This window comes from Brachybacterium sp. SYSU DS0246 (genome assembly GCF_059391765.1).
In genome coordinates this window covers 1-16,081 of record NZ_JBZXYT010000047.1, presented here as the reverse complement: position 1 = coordinate 16,081, position 16,081 = coordinate 1, and the positions used below count along the sequence as shown (strand labels likewise).

Sequence of the window (16,081 nt, the reverse complement as noted above, 5' to 3'; positions counted from 1 at the left end):
GACCCCGTAGATGCGCTCGACGCCGAGGTCGCGGAGCTGGGTGACGAGGAGCTGGGCAAAGCTGGTGCGAGCCATCGGATTCCCTCCCGGGTAGCGGGGCGCCGGGACCGCGGTCCCGGCGCAGGGTGCGTCTGCTCCGAGCCTACCGGGGCACGCCGGGTCCCGGCGCGCGACGACGCTCCCCCGCACGTCGCCCCGCCCCGCGACGACGCTCCCGTCACGTCGGCTCGCCCCGCGCGAGATCCGTGACCCGGTTGCTTTGAGGGCCGGATACCAACCGGTTCACGGATCTCGCGAAGGGCGGGCGGTGGCGGCGGGGATACGTGGTGGCGGCGGGGGCGCGGTGACGACGGGGGCATGGTGGCGGCGGGGAGGCGCGGTGGCACGGGAAGCGCGGTGGCGGCGCCGAGGGGTGAGCGCGCCGGCCCGGTGCCCACGATGTCCGGTTGCGGGCAGCGATTGAACTCCTCGTCACGTCGAAGCCGCCGCGATGTCACCTGGGCTCCCTAGCGTCATACGGCGGAAGCCGACCCCTCCCGCGAGAAAGCTCCTCATGACACACCCCTCCCCCGCATCCCCCTCCTCCGCGCCCGGCTCGACCCGCGCGGCCCGCTCCAGCCGCGCTCGCCGCCGTCTCGCCTCCACCCTCGCCCTCGGTGCCTCGGCAGTGCTGTGCGCGAGCATCGTCCCCACCGCGGCGAATGCCGATCCCGCCGGCAGTGATGTCCCCTCCGACGCCTACCAGGGTGAGGTCGAGGTCGTCCGCGGGCAGGCCGCCGATCCCGAGACCCTCCAGGGCGTCGTCTTCGATGACAAGGACAAGGACTCCACCCAGGACCGTGGCGAGAAGGGCATCGCCGGGGTCACCGTCTCCAACGGCCGCGAGGTCGTCACCACCGCGAAGGACGGCAGCTATGAGCTGCCGGTGTACGAGAACATGACCGTGTTCGTCACCCAGCCCGCCGGGTGGCAGGTGCCCGTGGACGAGCACAACTTCGCGCAGTTCAGCTACAACCACCTGCCCGAGGGCTCCACGGAGCTGAAGTACGGCGGGCTGGAGCCCACGGGCGAGCTGCCCGAAGCGGTCAACTTCCCGATGGGCAAGTCCAAGGCGACCAAGGACTCGCAGCAGAGCTGCCCGATCGCCGCCGACACCCAGGCCTACGACCTCACTCAGATGGGCTACGCCCGCGACGGCGCCGTCAAGGACCTCACCGAGCGCCACGACTACGGCGGCTGCGGCGTGCTCATGCTGGGCGACAACGTCGGCGACGACCTCAGCCTGTACCCGGAGCTGAAGGACATCTACGCCGACGTCAACGGCCCCATCCGCGCCGCGATGGGCAACCACGACCTCGACTTCGATGCCACCGAGTCGAGTCACAGCAACGACACCTTCCGCCAGCACATCGGCCCGGCCTACTTCTCCTATGACGTGGGCGAGGCGCACTTCGTGGTGCTCGACAGCATCGAGTACCCCAACACCGAGACCGACGCGAAATACCTCGAGAAGATCGACCACGAGCAGCTCGACTGGCTCGCGAAGGATCTCGAGAACGTGCCGGAGGACAAGAAGATCGTGCTGGCCACGCATGCTCCGGTGCTGGACCGCAACGGCGTGATCATCGACAACGCCACGGATCTGTACGACGTGCTCGAGGGCCGCGACGTCACCACCGTCGGCGGCCACACCCACACGCTGGAGAACAACCTCCCCGGCGACCAGCGCGCCGAGTGGGCCGAGGACGGCATCGACGAGCTCCCGCACCAGGCCCTCATCGCCGGGGCGGTCTCGGGGGACTGGTACTCCGGCGGCCTGGACGAGAACGGCCTTCCGTACGCGTACATGAACGACGGGGCGCGCCCCGGCATCATGACCCTCGGACTGGACGGCGCTGACCTCAGCGCCCGCTACACGGTGCGCGGCGAGGACGACGACGAGCAGCTGACCCTGGGCGTGAACTCGCCGACCTGGCGCGACTGGGCCGAGCAGGCGCAGGCGTGGCAGGACGACGACAAGGCCGGCGAGATGCCCGAGCTGGGCGATCCGAACACGGTCACGCGCGAGGACCTCGCCGGGGGCACCTGGCTGACCGCCGACTTCTTCGGCGGCTCGACCGAGGCGACGGTCGAGGTCTCGATCGACGGCGGCTCCGCCAGCCCGGCGGAGCACACCCAGCCCGCCGAGGGTGAGGCGCTGGCGGAGGGCTTCGAGTACTCCGACACCGTCGCGGCCACGCAGAACCTGCGCAGCAACGGCAACGTGACCACCTCGAGCGCCCACCTGTGGCGCCACCAGCTCAGCGAGGACCTCTCGGCCGGTACCCACACCGCCGAGATCACCGCGACGGACCGCAACGGGAACTCCTTCACGGAGTCCGTGCGCTTCACCGTGACCGACTGATCACCGCCGGGGCGCACGACGCGTTCCGGCTCAGTCGCACACGCGAGGGCGGGCCCCACCGGGGCTCGCCCTCGTCCTCGTTCCCCCACGGCGCGCCCCGCGCTCCCCGCGAAGCCCACGAAGCCCAAAGCCCACGAACCCCACGAACCCCACTATGTGCGCGGCCGCCGCGAAGCCCCCGCATGCCACGGTCCCCGCGGGATCCGTGAACCGGTGGGAAAGGCGACCGAGTTCCCGTCACCTCACGGATCTCACGAAGCCGGGCGCTCACCCGGCTCCGGAGCGGCGACGTGGGTGAGCTGGACGGTCTGGACGCGCCTCTCGTCGACCTCGAGCACCTCCAGGCGGCCGCCGTCGATCTCGATCGTGTCCCCGGCCTCGGGGATCCGCCCCAGGCGCGCCATGACGAATCCGCCGACGGTCTCGTAGCCGCCGGTATCGGGCAGGGTGATGCCGGTGGCCGCCTCGAACTCCTGCAGGATCAGGCCGCCGTCGATCCGACCGTCGGCCTGGATCGTCCCCTCGAGCTCGCCGGCGGTGGGGCGGCCCTCCCGGTCGAACTCGTCGTAGATCTCGCCCACCAGCTCCTCGAGCAGGTCCTCCAGGGTGACGATGCCGTCGGTGCCTCCGTACTCATCGACCACCACCGCGATCTGCTCGGCCTGGGCGCGCATCCGGTTCAGCGCCGCCAGCACCTCGACGGTGCCGGGGATGTGCTCGATGGGCCGGGCGATCTCCGCCAGCCGCGTGGTGGCCGGGTCCTCGACCAGCAGCAGGTCCCGCACATGGGCGAACCCGACCACGTCATCGACGTCCTCCCCGATCACGGGGTAGCGCGAGACGCCGGTCTCCCGGATCACCTCGCGGGCCCCGGCCACGGTCTCGTCGCCGGGAAGGAAGTGGACCTGGTGGCGCGGTCGCATCACCTCGACGACGGTGCGCTCGGAGGCGTCGAACACGTCGGCCAGCACCCGGGACTCGGCCTCGGCGAGGGCATCGGAGTTGCGCACCATGGAGCGGATCTCCTCGGCGGAGACGGCCTCGCGATCCGCGTGGGGATCACCGCCGACGGCCCGCACGACCAGGTTGGTCGAGACCGACAGCAGCCAGATCACGGGCTTCATCAGGCGGCCGAACACGCTCAGGGGAGGGCCGACGATCCGGGTCATGGCCAGGGCGTTCTGCATCGCCAGACGCTTGGGCACCAGCTCGCCGAGCACGAGCGAGAGGAAGGCGATGACCAGCGTCATCCCGATCAGGGCCACCGTGGAGGCGGTGGCCTCGGACAGGCCCGCGCCGGTGAGCATCGGGACCAGGGACGGCGCGATGGTGGAGGCGCCGTAGGCGGAGGAGAAGAACCCGGCGACGGTCACCCCGATCTGGACCGCCGAGAGGAACAGATTCGGGTCGCGCACCAGCTTCGCGGTGCGCTCGCCGCCTGCGCCGCCCTGCTCGAGCTGCCTGATCTGCGACTCGCGCAGGTTGACGATCGCCATCTCGGTGCCGGCGAACAGCCCTCCGACCAGCACGAAGAGCAGCACCAGGGCGAGGTTCGCGAGCGCGGTCCAATCCATGGGCCAACGCTACCCCGGCCCACCGCAGAGCCTGGGACCGCTCACAGCAGCGGCAGCAGCTCCTCCCACACGGCGCGGAGGATCTCCGCCGCCCCGCGGCCCTCGAGCCGCGAGGTGACGGTCAGGACGGCGTCCTGTTCAGGCAGCACCACGATCAGCTGGCCGTAGGCCCCGTCGGCCCGCCAGGATCCCTCGGGCGTGCAGCGCCAGACCGCTCGGCCGTACTGCGCGCTCTCGGGCTCGGCTTCGCCGGTGGGCACCCAGGTGTCCTCGGCGTGGAGGGCATCGACCCAGGCGGCCGGCACGAGCTGGCGACCGTCGTACTCGCCGCGCTGCAGCAGCAGCCGGCCGATCCGGGCCAGCTGGCCGCTCCTCAGGTGCAGGCCGGTCGCGCCCCAGCTGTACCCGTCCCGGGTGGTGTGCCACTGGGGGTTGAGGATCCCCAGCGGCTCGAACAGGCGCGGCATCAGCCAGTCGCGCAGGGAGCGCCCGGTGCGTTCGCTGATCACCCGCGAGAGCAGGAAGATCGAGCCGTTGGAGTACTCCCACTTCTCCCCCGCTGCCGCGGTGAGGTCGGTGGAGAGGAACAGGGCGGCGAGGTCCTCGTGCTCGCGCTGCTCGTCGACGAAGGCGAGGATCGGGGACCCGGAGGTCATGGTGAGCAGGTGGCTCAGTCGCACCTGCTCGATCCCGGCGCCGTAGCCGGCGGCAGGCGCGGGAAGGTGATCGACGAGCCTGTCCTCGACGCCCAGCAAGCCCTCCTCCTCGGCGATGCCGATCGCGAGCGCGGTGACAGTCTTGGAGATCGAGTAGACGTTCTCGACGGTGTCGTCGCTGAAGCGGTGACCGAGCTCCTCGTGGCCCGCGCGGTGCAGGTGGAGCGCGCGTACTCCCAGGTCGCGCTCGATGATCTTCTGGCGCAGCGGGAGCAGCAGCAGCTGATCGGGGATGACGGGGTCGGTGCGGGCAGGAACGGAGCTGGCGGCGTCGGCAGGGTTCATGCTCGTGACCTTACGACGCCGGGGCCGGGCGGCGGCCGGATGTTCCGTTCCGCGACCGCGCCCGGCCCCGATCGCCCTGCTCCGCCGGCACAGCGCGCTGCTGCCGTCAGCATGGCTCGCGGCTGCTGTCCGCGGAGCGCGCTGCTGCAGTCAGCAGAGCTCGGTCGCGCTCACACCCGCGGGCGGCCCACGCCGGGGCGCGTGCGGTTCTCGATCTTCGGGCCGTCGATGCTCACCGTCCCGTTCTCGATGATGACCGGGGAGATCCAGGTCAGCCGGCCCGGGTCCTCGCCGATGTGCTCGGGCTGCCAGGCGTGGTAGACGTACCAGAGACCGTCGCGGGTGCGCACCGGCATGCCGTGGCCCGGGCCGGCGGCGACCTCGTTGGCCGAGAGCACCGGGGTGTCGGTGATCTTGGTCCAGGGGCCGTCGATCGCGTCGGCGACCGCGACGCCCACGCCGTAGGTCTCGTTCCAGTACTCCCCGGCGGAGTAGAAGAGGTAGTAGCGGCCCTCGTGGGTGATGACGGAGGGGCCCTCGATCGTGTAGATCTCCCAGGCCTGGTCGCGCTCGAGGACCTGGGTGCGCTCACCCACGAGGCTCCGGCCGTCCTCGGCCAGGCGCTGGGCGAACAGGAACGAGTCCTGGTCGGCGGCGTTGCCGTCGTTCTTCCACAGCAGCCACAGCGAGCCGTCCTCGTCGCGGAACGGGGAGGCGTCGATGCAGCCGCCCTCCTCCGGCGTGGACAGCAGCGGCGCCTCGTCGGAGTCGACGAACGGACCGTCCGGCGAGTCGGCGACGGCGACGCCGATCGCCTGCCGGTCCGTGGCGCGCTCCCAGGCGGTGTAGTAGGCGTGGAACTTCCCGCCGACGTCGAGCACCTCGGGCGCCCAGTGCCGGCCGGGGTTGGCCCAGGCGGCGATCTCGGGCTGCCCGTCGCCCAGGGGCTCCCAGTCCACCAGGTCCTTGGAGCGCAGCACCGGCATGTTCCCCATCGCCCCGGCGGTCGAGTAGAGGTAGTAGCGACCAGCGACCTCGAGCACGCCGGGGTCCGGCTGGTTGGCGGCGATCACGGGGTTGGTGTAACCGCGGGCGGCGTGGGCCGGGGCCGCGGCGAGGCCGAGGCCGCCGGCGAGGGCGGCTCCGAGCGTTCCCGTGGCGACCAGGGTGCGGCGTGAGATGTGGGTGTCGGGCGTCATCGTCCTTGTTCCTTCTCCGTCGGGATGGGCCGGGCAGCTGCACGGCCCCGATATTCCTACGTGAGAATCCCGGTGGTGTCCATCACTGTCCGGCTGCTCGAGAGCCCGCGCGGCAGGCTCAGAAAGGAACGGGATCCGGCGCAGGGTCCGAGGCGTCACGGCCGACGGGCTCGAGCAGAGCGAGCTGCTCGCGCCGGCTGACCAGCGCCATGACGAGAACGGTGACCAGCACCAGCGCGACAGCGGACGAGATCCCGCCGGCCAGGGCGGCACCATCGGCCACGGCGAGCGTGGCGGCGGAGGTGCCGGGAGCGGCTGCGGCGGCACCGAGCGCGGCGGCCCCGGCGCCGCCGGCCGTCCCCGCTGCGAACGCGGAGACCAGGAGGGAGCCGACGGTGACGGCCACGGCCAGCGCGATCGGCACCTCGAGGCCGCCGGTCTTCCAGGCCAGGACGGCGGCGCACGCGGCGAGGGCGACGGCCGGGATCGCGACCGGGACGGTCAGCTCGCGGCCGACCAGGGAGAGGGCTCCGACCGCCAGGACGGGGACGACGGGTGTGCGTATCCAGGTGCCGAGAGCCTGGAGCAGCACACCGCGCATCGTCAGCTCCAGTCCCACGGCCTGCAGCGGGACCAGCACCAGCACGATCAGCGTGAGCACGAGGAGCTGGAGCGGCCCGGCTCCTCCGTCGGCCCCCGAGGCTCCGGGAGAGGTCGCCTCCACGAGGCCGCCCGCGGAGCCGGCGAGCGCACCCGCCAGCGCGGCGGCCGCCACGACCGCCAGGCCGCCCAGCCCCGCCACGATGCCCGTCGGCCGCAGCAGCTCACGGCGGAAGCGAGCCGCCACCGACCAGGTCGGCCCAGGCGGACGCCAGCCGCCGATGCGCACGCCGGCCAGGCCGGCCGGCAGCCACAGCGCGCCCATCGCAAGGGCGAGGCCCACATCGAGCGGGCTGGTGGGGTCGCCGCTGGTCACTCCGAGGGCGATGTTCACGCCGGGCGCGAGGGCGAGCACCAGGATCGTCAGCACCAGCAGCACCGAGGCCAGTGCGACGTAGACGACGAACGCCGTCGCGAGCGTCAGCAGCGGTTTGACGGGCAGGGACCAGGTCGAGCGCAGGGTCGCCAGCCGGTGATACGGAACAGGGCGCGGGGGCGGGTGCGCACTCATGCGGCGAGGGACCAGTCGGAGGCGGGGATGAGGGGGCGGCACATGGCGCCACCACTGTAGAACGGGCCGGCTGAGAGCGGGTCCGCCGGCTTCCGGGCTGCGCGAGCAGCGGGATCATTGATAGGAGACGAACCAGGGCCGGGGCTCGACGTCGTAGGTCTGCTGCGGGGTGAAGGTCGGGGTGTCCTCGTCGTAGAAGTTCTTCCACGCCATCCCGATCCCCTCGGGCAGATCCTTCTGGAGGGCGTCCCAGGTGCCCAGCTTCAGATCCGGGGTGCCGTTGCCGTCGGCGTGCAGCAGCATCGCCAGCTCCGGGTGTGAGGTGTCCAGCTCCTGCCGGTCGGAGATCATCCCGGCGGAGAACTGGTGGAGCATGAGCACCTTCTGGGGCAGGCCGTTATCGGCGGTCAGCTGCGCGAGCCAGTCGGCGGTGCGGTTGACCTCGTCGGCCGTGACCGTGCCGATCTGCTCCAGTGGCTTCTGCCCCTCCTGGAGCTTCCACTCGGTATCGAGGGCGAGGCCGACGTGGGGCTCCTTCAGCAGCTCCTCGTACTGCTTCGCCTGCTCGGTGAGGTCGGCCGTGCCGGGCTGCAGGTCGAGGACCACGTAGATCCCGGCGTCCTCCGCGGCATCGACCCAGTCGCGCAGCGCCTGCGGGTCCAGCTCGGTCGAGTAGTTCCCGTCGGCCCCGGGCTCGGAGGAGGCCAGGGTGGTGATGATCTCGAAGGCGGGCACGACCGGCACCTCGGAGTACGGCTCGTAGTCCGCGGCGAGCTGCTGGGTGCGCTGGATGGTCGCCTCGAGGTCCTGCTCGCCCAGGATGCCGAGCGACGGGGTGCCGGGGGTCCCGTAGGCGGCGACCATCCGGCGGCCGGGGAAGACCTCCTGGCCGCCTCCGGGCAGCTCGGGCACGGTCACCGCCGTCTCGACCTCGGAGGTGAACTGCTCCGCGGTCCCGAATCCCTCGCCGACGGCCAGCATCCCCGAGGCCGCGTCACCGCTGGCGGCCACGGCGTCCTTGGTCACGGCCACGGTCTCGCCGCTGCGCCGCGGGTCGCTGCCGGGGACATCGGCGACCGTCCCGCCCGCGGCCTCCACGTCGGCCCGCGCGATGCTCGCGCCCGGGGTCCCCGCGTCGGGGTCGACGAAGGCCGAGGCCTTCGCAGGCTCCTCGTCGGCGCTGACCTCCGGCATCGCCGCGCCGGGATCGGCGGGGTCGATCTGGACGACGTGCCGCCCGTTCTCGAGCTCTGCCAGATCGTTCCCCTCGGCGGTCACGAGCGTCTCGGCCCCGAGCCGGTCGAGTTCGTCGGCGACCTCGGAACCGGCCCCGACCAGCAGCGGGACCCGTGCCGCACGGCTCACCTCGGACATCGCCTCGGCGTCCTCGGGGGTGGCGAGGACGGCGACGTCGGCAGCGGTGAACAGCGCGGAGCTCATCGCGATCGACGTCGCGGCGAGATCGGTCCCGGGCAGCACCTGGTTGGCCGGGGGGCCGTCGACGAACTCCACGCGGTTCTCGCCGTCCGGTGTGCACGCGGACATCCCGATGATCATCGCGGCGCACGACGCGGCCGCCAAAGCTCTGGTTCCGGCTCCGGCTCGAACTGTCGCGGTCCTGCATCGGGACGTCGACGAGGGGACCTGAGACTTCCGTGGATTCACCGGGACCTCACCTCTCGTGGAGCACACCGTGCCGGCTCTGTGCTCTCGCCGGCGCGGGACGAATTGCCCGGACCAGAGTAGACCGCTCCTCCGTCTGCAGCGGGATGCGACCGGCCACGGTTCACCGCGTCGCGTGCGGGCCGAGCGCCGCCCGCTGCGGCTGCCACAGCCCGAGGCCCTCGCGCCGCGAGAACCACCACCACAGGCCCGCGACCAGCACGAGCATCGGCACGGTGCTGAGGAGCATCGAGGGCAGGCCCACCTCGCCCTGCTCCGTGAATCCCGGGATCATCGGGGCGATCACGAACAGCGTCCAGTTGTTGGCGACATGCAGCAGCACCGGGATCTCGATGCCGCCCGTCTTCCAGGCGAGCAGCCCCATGGCGACAGCGAAGAGCGCGATCTCGACCCGTCCCAGCCCTGTGTAGCCGTGGCCGAGCACGAACAGCGGCACGGGAGCGAGGATCCCGACGACGGGCCACCGCAGCCAGGTCCCCAGAACCTGCAGCGGCAGCACCCGGAAGGCGTACTCCTCCCCCGCGGACTGCAGCGGGGCCAGCACCAGCGCGAGCAGCCACGCAGCCAGCACGCTCGCGGTCGGCGGGGGCAGAGCGATCACGTCCCGGTTCAGGCCGAGGTTCGCCGCCGTGCCGGTCAGGAGGTAGACCGGCACCACGACGAGCGCCGCCCGGCCCAGCAGCCCCCAGCGGAAGCGCCCCAGCACCGAGTGGGCGATGCCGAAGCGCCCGTAGGCCACCCGTGTCCCCAGCAGCACTGCCGGGATCAGCAGGGCGAGCGCGCCCAATCCCAGCACCTGGTCCATAGGGTTCAGCGGATCCGAGATCATCTCGCTGGGCGCCGCGCCCGGCCGGATCAGCGAGACGGCGACCACGGGCACCGCGAGCAGCAGCACCATCGCCGCGAACGAAGCGGCGGTGACCAGCAGAGCGAGCAGCGGTCGCCACCAGTAGCGCCGATGCGGGACCACCCGCGGGAGCCGGTGGAAGGCCACCTGCTCGGACGCGGCCGGCTCGGACGCGGCCGACGGCACGGGTGATGGTTCGGGGACGGCTGGCCGGGGGTGCTCCGCGACGGGACTCGGCCGGGCTCCTGCGATCTCGGTCATGACCCGATCCTCGCGCGGGCGTCCTGCCGGAGGCATCCGCCGCTGGGCTCGGCCTGCATCTCCGTCGCACGGCTGAGGGGGCGTGAGCGGTATCGGCCGCGCGGTCGATCCGTCGGCCGCATTGGCTCCCTACGCTGTGTCCATGACCGCCGCCATGCCCCACGCCGCGCCGACGCCCCCGGCGCGGAGCATGCGCGAATGGGCCATCGCGCTTGCGCAGTCCCTCGGCAGCGTCCTGCTGGGGTTGCTGCTCTTTCTCATCGTCTTCGGGATCACGTTGGAAGAGTTCGACGGCGACCCTCCCGGCGGGCTGTTGGCGCTGACCGGCATCGATTTTCTGATCGGCTCCGCTATGACGGTCTCAATCGGACCGCTGCGCTTCCTGCGCCCCGGGCGTGTTCACAGCGCTGTCCACCTGGCGATCGCCACGGCAGCTGGGCTCAGCGTGTGGTCGCTGCCCGCGGCGGGGATCGCCCTGTACCGGGTGGGGCTGCGGCGCAGGCCACCGCTGGACATCGCCGCGGTCGTGCTGGTCGTCGCGGCCTCCACCGCGTCGATGCTGGCGGACGCCGCGATCCGGGGCGAGCGCGAGGACGTGTTCATCCTGATCACGCTGGCAGTGATGGCCATGGCCGCGATGGTGCCGCTGCTGGCGGGTCGCGTCGTCGGCACCCGTCATGAACTGGTGGCGTCATTGCGGGAACGGGCCGCCTCCGCCGATCGCGAGCGGGAGACCGCCGAGCGCGCGCGGGCCGCTGCGGAGCGCGAGGCCGCGGCGCTGATGCGTGAGCGCGACGCCGACGCCGCCCGGGTGCGGGCCGAGGAACGCGGCGCCCTCGCCCGCGACATGCACGACAGCATCTCCCATCACCTGGCGGCGATCGCCATGCACGCCGGCGCGATGTCCTACCGCGAGGATCTCCCGCCCGAGGAGCTGCGGCGCACCGCGCGGACCGTGCGGGATGCGGCGCAGCAGGCCAACCGGGAGCTGCGCACGGTGCTGATGACGCTGCGCACCACTGAGGGCGATGCTCCGCTGGCCTCGGCGCCGACGCTGAGCGACATCGTCGAGCGCTGCCGCGAACAGGGCCAGGATGTGGAGCTGACCTGGAAAGGCATCAGGCCGGACGAGCTGGCCGAGCGCGAGCGCAGCCTGGTGGTCACCCTCGCCCGGATCCTGGCCGAGGTCACCACGAACGCGGCCAAGCACGCCCCGGGGATGCCGCTGCGCATCACGCTCGCCGCGGCGAATGATCGGGTGCTGCTCACCGCCTCCAATCCGCTTCCGACCGCCGGTGACCCGGCCCCCGTCTCCACCGGCCACGGTCTCATCGGCGTGCAGGAGCGGGCGCGGCTGCTGGGCGGGGACTCCTGCCACCGCCGCGGCCAGGACACCTTCGAGGTGGAAGCATGGATGCCATGGTGAGCGACGCGGATGGCGAGGGCGGCGGCAGGATCGGCAGCGGCGGCGAGCCCGTGCGGGTGCTGCTGGTGGACGACGAGGCCCTGATGCGCACCGGACTGCGCCTGATGATCGACGGCGCCCACGGCATCGAGGTGATCGGGGAAGCGGCCGACGGGCAGGCCGCCCTGGACCAGGCGCGCGCCCTGGAGCCGGACGTGGTGCTGATGGACATCCGCATGCCCCGCATGACCGGGCTCGAGGCCCTGCGCGTCCTGCGCTCGGAGGATTCCCCGGCCCGGGTGGTAATGCTGACCGCGTTCGACACCGACGAGTTCCTGCTGCAGGCGCTGCGGGCCGGGGCCGTCTCCTTCCTGCTCAAGGACTCCCCGCCGGAGGACGTGGTCCAGGCAGTGCTGGAGGCGGCCGACGACCGTCCCCGCTTCTCCCCCGACGTGCTCGCGCGTCTGGTGCGCCTGGCCTCGCACGAGGGCAGCGCCTCGAGGGCGGGGGACGAGGCGGATCAGTCGGGGCGGGACGGGCTCGGCGGCGCCGCACACCCCGCGCCTCCCGGCGCCGACGGCTCGCCGGAGGGCGTCACCTCCGCGGCCGCGCCCCCGCCCGACACCTCCGCGGCCGCGTCACCGCCCGACACCTCCGCGGCCGCGTCACCGCCCGACGGCATCACCGAGCGCGAATGGGACGTGGCCCGGCTGGTCGCCCAGGGCCTCGCGAATCCCGAGATCGGCGAGCAGCTGTTCATGAGCGTCGCGACCGTCAAGACCCACCTGGGCAGGCTGTACCACAAGCTGCAGGTCACCAACCGGGTCCAGCTCGCCATCCGCGTGCTCGAACTCGGTGGCTGAGGCCACGGGCACCCGCCGACACCGCCCCGTCGAGCGCCGCACGGCGAGGCACGGTCTCGCCAGATCCGTGACCTGGTGGGAATCGGCGCCGAATACCCACCAGGTCGCGGATCTGGCCCGTCATAGGCGTCGGGTCAGAGGGGGAAATAGGCTGACGACCCGCCCCTCTCACCCTGTCGCGATCAGGAGGACGACCATGGCCCGCATCCTCGTCGTCGAGGACTCCCCGGACGTCCAGGCCCTGCTGGTCGAGACGCTCAGCGCAGAAGGTCACGAGGTCAGCGGCGTCCGCGACGGTCTCGCCGCTCGCAGGGCATTGGGACTGACCGGCCCGTCGGCCGGAGGGCTCCCGGCGAGCGCACCAGCCCCCGCACCCGCACGCGCACCAGCCCGCGCACCCGTACCCGCGCCCGCACCCCCACCCGATCTGGTGGTCCTCGACCTGATGCTCCCCCATGTCGACGGCTCGGTGCTGCTGGCAGAGATCCGTCGCGCCGGCGATCTGCCGGTGCTGGTGCTCTCGGCGAAGGACGCCGTGTTCACCAAGGTGGACATGCTGCGGCTCGGAGCGGACGACTACGTGACCAAACCCTTCGATCTCACCGAGCTCACCGCCCGCATCGAGGTGCTGCTGCGCCGGACCGCCCCAGCGGCCGAGACCCCCAGCGTCCTCACCTACGGCCCGCTCGCTCTCGATCCAGCCACCGCGCGTGTCACCCTCGACGGCGCCGACGTCACCCTGACCGCTACCGAGCTGCGGATCCTGCAGCTGCTGATGGAGCAGCCCGGCCAGGTGTTCTCCCGGCCCCGGATCTACGAGGGCGTCTGGGAGGAGACGTTCGTCGGCGACGACGCCGCCGTGAAGACCCACGTCTCCAACCTGCGCACGAAGCTGCGCGAGATCGCCCCGGAACTGGACCCGATCGAGACGGTCTGGGGCCTCGGGTACCGGTTGCGAGCGCTGCCTGGACCCTGAGCGAGGGATCTTCACGGATTCCTGACCTTTGCGGGCCGGATCCTGACGCCCGCCCGACACATGCTCCGTAACGTCGAGGCATCGAGCGAGAGGAGCATCCATGAGTGAGGACGTCCTGGTCACCCGGGATCTCACCAAGCGCTACGGCAACCATGCCGCGGTGCAGTCGATGACCCTGCGACTGCAGCGGGGCCGGATCTACGGGCTGATCGGCCGCAACGGCGCCGGCAAGACCACGCTGATGCGCCTGATCTCCGGGCTCGGCGTCCCCACGAGTGGAGCCATCGAGCTGTTCGGCTCGGGCCAGGACGCCCCGCAGCAGGAGGACCTCGCGCGGATCGGCACCCTCATCGAGGCCCCCAGCCTCCACGGCGGCATGACGGCGCGGCAGAACATGCACCTGCACCGCCTGATGCGCGGCGTCCCCGGCGGTGGCCGCGAAGGCGAGCTGCTCGAACTCGTCGGCCTCGGCGAGACCGGCCGCAAGAGGGTCAAAGATTTCTCGCTCGGCATGCGGCAGCGCCTGGGGATCGCTCTCGCCCTGATCGCCGATCCGGAGCTGCTGGTGCTGGACGAGCCGGTCAACGGGCTGGATCCCCTCGGGGTCGTCGAGGTGCGACGTCTCGTGCGCGATCTGGCCACCGAGCGCGGGATCACCGTGCTGATCTCCAGCCACAACCTGCCCGAGCTGTTCCAGACCGCGAGCGACTACATCATCGTCGAGGCCGGCGAGGTGCGGATGACTCTCACCCTCGACGAGCTCGAGGCGCAGACCCAGCAGTACCTGGAACTCGCCGCGGAGGACACCGAACGCCTGGTCACGGTGCTCGAGCGCGAGCTCCCCGAGGCCGATCCGCGCGTGATGCCCGATCGCACGGTGCGCCTGCCCCACCACGCCGAGCAGGCGGAGCAGGTGCTTCGCACGCTGGTGTCGGCCGATGTGTGGCCCACCCGGCTCGCCCGCGAGGGCGAGAGCCTCGAATCCTTCTTCCTGTCCGTCATCGGAGGAGACCGGTCATGACAAATCAGCTGCGCGCGGACCTCTACGTCCTACGCCACAGCCCGACCGCGGCCCTGTGCCTGGTGGCAGCCGCCATCGCCGCCGCGCTCTACACGTGGCTGCAGCATCAGCTCGCCGTCGGCGACCTGGGAGCGGCCTCCGCCAACGGCGTGCAGGGACTCAGCGACATCCTGCTGATCTCCCTGCTCGGCCCTCTCCTGTACGGGATCACCATCTCCCAGCCGTTCGAGACGAAGTCCGTGCACAACGCCCTGCTGGCCTCCGGACGCGGAGCGTTCATCGCCTCCAAGACCGTCATCGCGGCGTTGCTGGTGGCCTCGCTTTCTCTTCCCTACGGCCTGGCCGTCCTCGTCGGCCGAGCCACCGGGGCAGAGTTCGCTCCGGCCATCCCGACGGCGTTCTCGCTGGCGCTGACCGAGAGCGGCGACCTCACCTCAGAGGCCCTCTCGAGCATCATCGCCATCACGCTGACCAGCGCGATCCTCACGGCCGCGAAGCTCGCGGTGTGCCTGCCGCTGGCGATCTGGCTGCAGCGTCCACTGGTGGTGATGGCGGCGGGATTCGTGTGGTCCTTCGTCGCGGATCTGCTGGCGTCCACCGCGGCCGACGTCGACGGGCTGGACGCCCTGGTGCGACTCACGCCGTTCTCCGCCGAGCACTCGCCGGGACCGGATTCCAGCGGCGCAGAGATGCTCGCCGCGGTGGCGGTCTCGATCGTGTTCATCGCCCTGATGGGCGCGGTGACCTGGCTGATCTTCCGGAGGGCCGACGTGAAGTGAGTGCATCCGGGGCCGCGCGCCCGCGACCCCGAGGCAACCGGGTGCCGGGGGGGTTGCGCACGGGCCACCGTTACTCCCCCGGGCGCCGTCACGGTGCGCATAAGCTGGCGCCGCCCCAGCGACGTCCTGTCCAGCCAGCCTCACCGCCCGGGAGTGCCGTGATTGCCCTCGCCGTGATCCTCGGTGTGCTGTGGTTTCTCACCGCCGCATACCTGGTGATCGTGCTACGGCAGATCCGCGCGGTGCGCCGGCAGCTGGAGCGGCAGCGGGGCGAGGGTGCGCACAGCTCCGTGACGCTCTCCCTGGTGGTGCCGCAGCTGGAGTCACTGGCTGCCCAGGTCAACGAGACAGTGCGCCAGGCGCAGGCCGCCTCGACCCGCACCCGCGTCGAGGAGCGCAGGATCCGCTCGTTCATCGCGGACATCTCCCACGACCTGCGCACTCCGCTCACCACGGTGCGGGGCTATCTTCAGCTGCTGGAGCGCAGCACTCTCGACGAGGAGCAGCGGGCGCAGCTGGCCGTGGCCCAGCGGCAGACCGCGGAGCTGGGCACGCTCGTCGACCGGCTCTACGAGTACGCGTACCTGCTCGATGCGGAGCCGGCGCTCGACCTCGAACCCGTCGACGTCGGCGTCCTGGTCGCCGAGTGCCTGCTGGGGATGACGGCCGAGATCGAGGGCGCGGGCATGGAGGTCGACTACGATCCGCCGGCTGCTCTGGTGGTCGAGACAGATCGGGAGAAGCTGACCCGGATCGTGCAGAATCTCGTCCGCAACGCTGTCCAGCACGGCCGGGAGCTGCTCCGGGTCCAGGTGCTCGGCGCTGGTGATGGACTCGAGATCCGCGTCCGCAACGGCGTCCCGCCCGGCACCGAGATCGATGCCGAGCGGCTGTTCG

The 16,081-nt window shown here is 71.7% G+C and carries 13 protein-coding genes; 7 read left to right on the top strand and 6 right to left on the bottom strand.

All coding sequences use genetic code 11. The features are described from left to right. Positions 1 to 553 precede the first annotated feature (553 nt). Positions 554 to 2,404: a calcineurin-like phosphoesterase C-terminal domain-containing protein gene (locus AC5020_RS16265; RefSeq protein WP_464989044.1), complete on the top strand. Its 1,851-nt coding sequence runs from the start codon at positions 554 to 556 to the stop codon at positions 2,402 to 2,404. 251 nt (positions 2,405 to 2,655) lie between these two features. On the opposite strand, the gene AC5020_RS16260 is transcribed toward AC5020_RS16265, so the two are convergent. From AC5020_RS16260 to AC5020_RS16235, 6 genes are all read right to left on the bottom strand, one after another. After that, positions 2,656 to 3,978, bottom strand: a complete 1,323-nt coding sequence (locus tag AC5020_RS16260; protein WP_464989043.1) for a hemolysin family protein — start codon at positions 3,976 to 3,978, stop codon at positions 2,656 to 2,658. A gap of 41 nt (positions 3,979 to 4,019) precedes the next feature. Then, positions 4,020 to 4,979, bottom strand: a complete 960-nt coding sequence (locus AC5020_RS16255; RefSeq protein ID WP_464989042.1) for a serine hydrolase domain-containing protein — start codon at positions 4,977 to 4,979, stop codon at positions 4,020 to 4,022. Positions 4,980 to 5,149: 170 nt separating this feature from the next. Next, positions 5,150 to 6,178, bottom strand: a complete 1,029-nt coding sequence (locus AC5020_RS16250; protein ID WP_464989041.1) for a glycoside hydrolase family 43 protein — start codon at positions 6,176 to 6,178, stop codon at positions 5,150 to 5,152. 118 nt (positions 6,179 to 6,296) lie between these two features. Then, positions 6,297 to 7,349: a hypothetical protein gene (locus AC5020_RS16245; RefSeq protein WP_464989040.1), complete on the bottom strand. Its 1,053-nt coding sequence runs from the start codon at positions 7,347 to 7,349 to the stop codon at positions 6,297 to 6,299. Between the two features lie 114 nt (positions 7,350 to 7,463). Further along, entirely contained in the window at positions 7,464 to 8,894 is a 1,431-nt protein-coding gene (locus AC5020_RS16240) for a hypothetical protein (RefSeq protein WP_464989039.1), read from the bottom strand. Between the two features lie 241 nt (positions 8,895 to 9,135). Next, a complete protein-coding gene (locus tag AC5020_RS16235; RefSeq protein ID WP_464989038.1) occupies positions 9,136 to 10,140 on the bottom strand; it encodes a CPBP family intramembrane glutamic endopeptidase in 1,005 nt (334 codons plus the stop codon). A gap of 142 nt (positions 10,141 to 10,282) precedes the next feature. Between AC5020_RS16235 and AC5020_RS16230 the strand changes: the two genes are divergently transcribed. The 6 genes from AC5020_RS16230 to AC5020_RS16205 form a co-directional block, all read left to right on the top strand. After that, positions 10,283 to 11,566 carry a sensor histidine kinase gene (locus AC5020_RS16230; protein WP_464989037.1) on the top strand — a complete coding sequence of 428 codons (1,284 nt, stop codon included), beginning with the start codon at positions 10,283 to 10,285 and terminating at the stop codon, positions 11,564 to 11,566. Next, positions 11,551 to 12,408: a response regulator gene (locus AC5020_RS16225; protein ID WP_464989036.1), complete on the top strand. Its 858-nt coding sequence runs from the start codon at positions 11,551 to 11,553 to the stop codon at positions 12,406 to 12,408. The genes AC5020_RS16230 and AC5020_RS16225 overlap by 16 nt, the downstream gene beginning before the upstream one ends. A gap of 196 nt (positions 12,409 to 12,604) precedes the next feature. Then, positions 12,605 to 13,384: a response regulator transcription factor gene (locus AC5020_RS16220; RefSeq protein ID WP_464989035.1), complete on the top strand. Its 780-nt coding sequence runs from the start codon at positions 12,605 to 12,607 to the stop codon at positions 13,382 to 13,384. Between the two features lie 100 nt (positions 13,385 to 13,484). Continuing rightward, positions 13,485 to 14,405 (top strand): ABC transporter ATP-binding protein, encoded by a 921-nt coding sequence (locus tag AC5020_RS16215; protein ID WP_464989034.1) that lies wholly within the window; start codon positions 13,485 to 13,487, stop codon positions 14,403 to 14,405. After that, positions 14,402 to 15,184 carry a hypothetical protein gene (locus AC5020_RS16210; protein ID WP_464989033.1) on the top strand — a complete coding sequence of 261 codons (783 nt, stop codon included), beginning with the start codon at positions 14,402 to 14,404 and terminating at the stop codon, positions 15,182 to 15,184. The genes AC5020_RS16215 and AC5020_RS16210 overlap by 4 nt, the downstream gene beginning before the upstream one ends. Positions 15,185 to 15,342: 158 nt before the next feature. Then, the coding region (locus AC5020_RS16205) for a sensor histidine kinase (RefSeq protein ID WP_464989032.1) at positions 15,343 to 16,081 on the top strand (739 nt) is incomplete at its 3' end.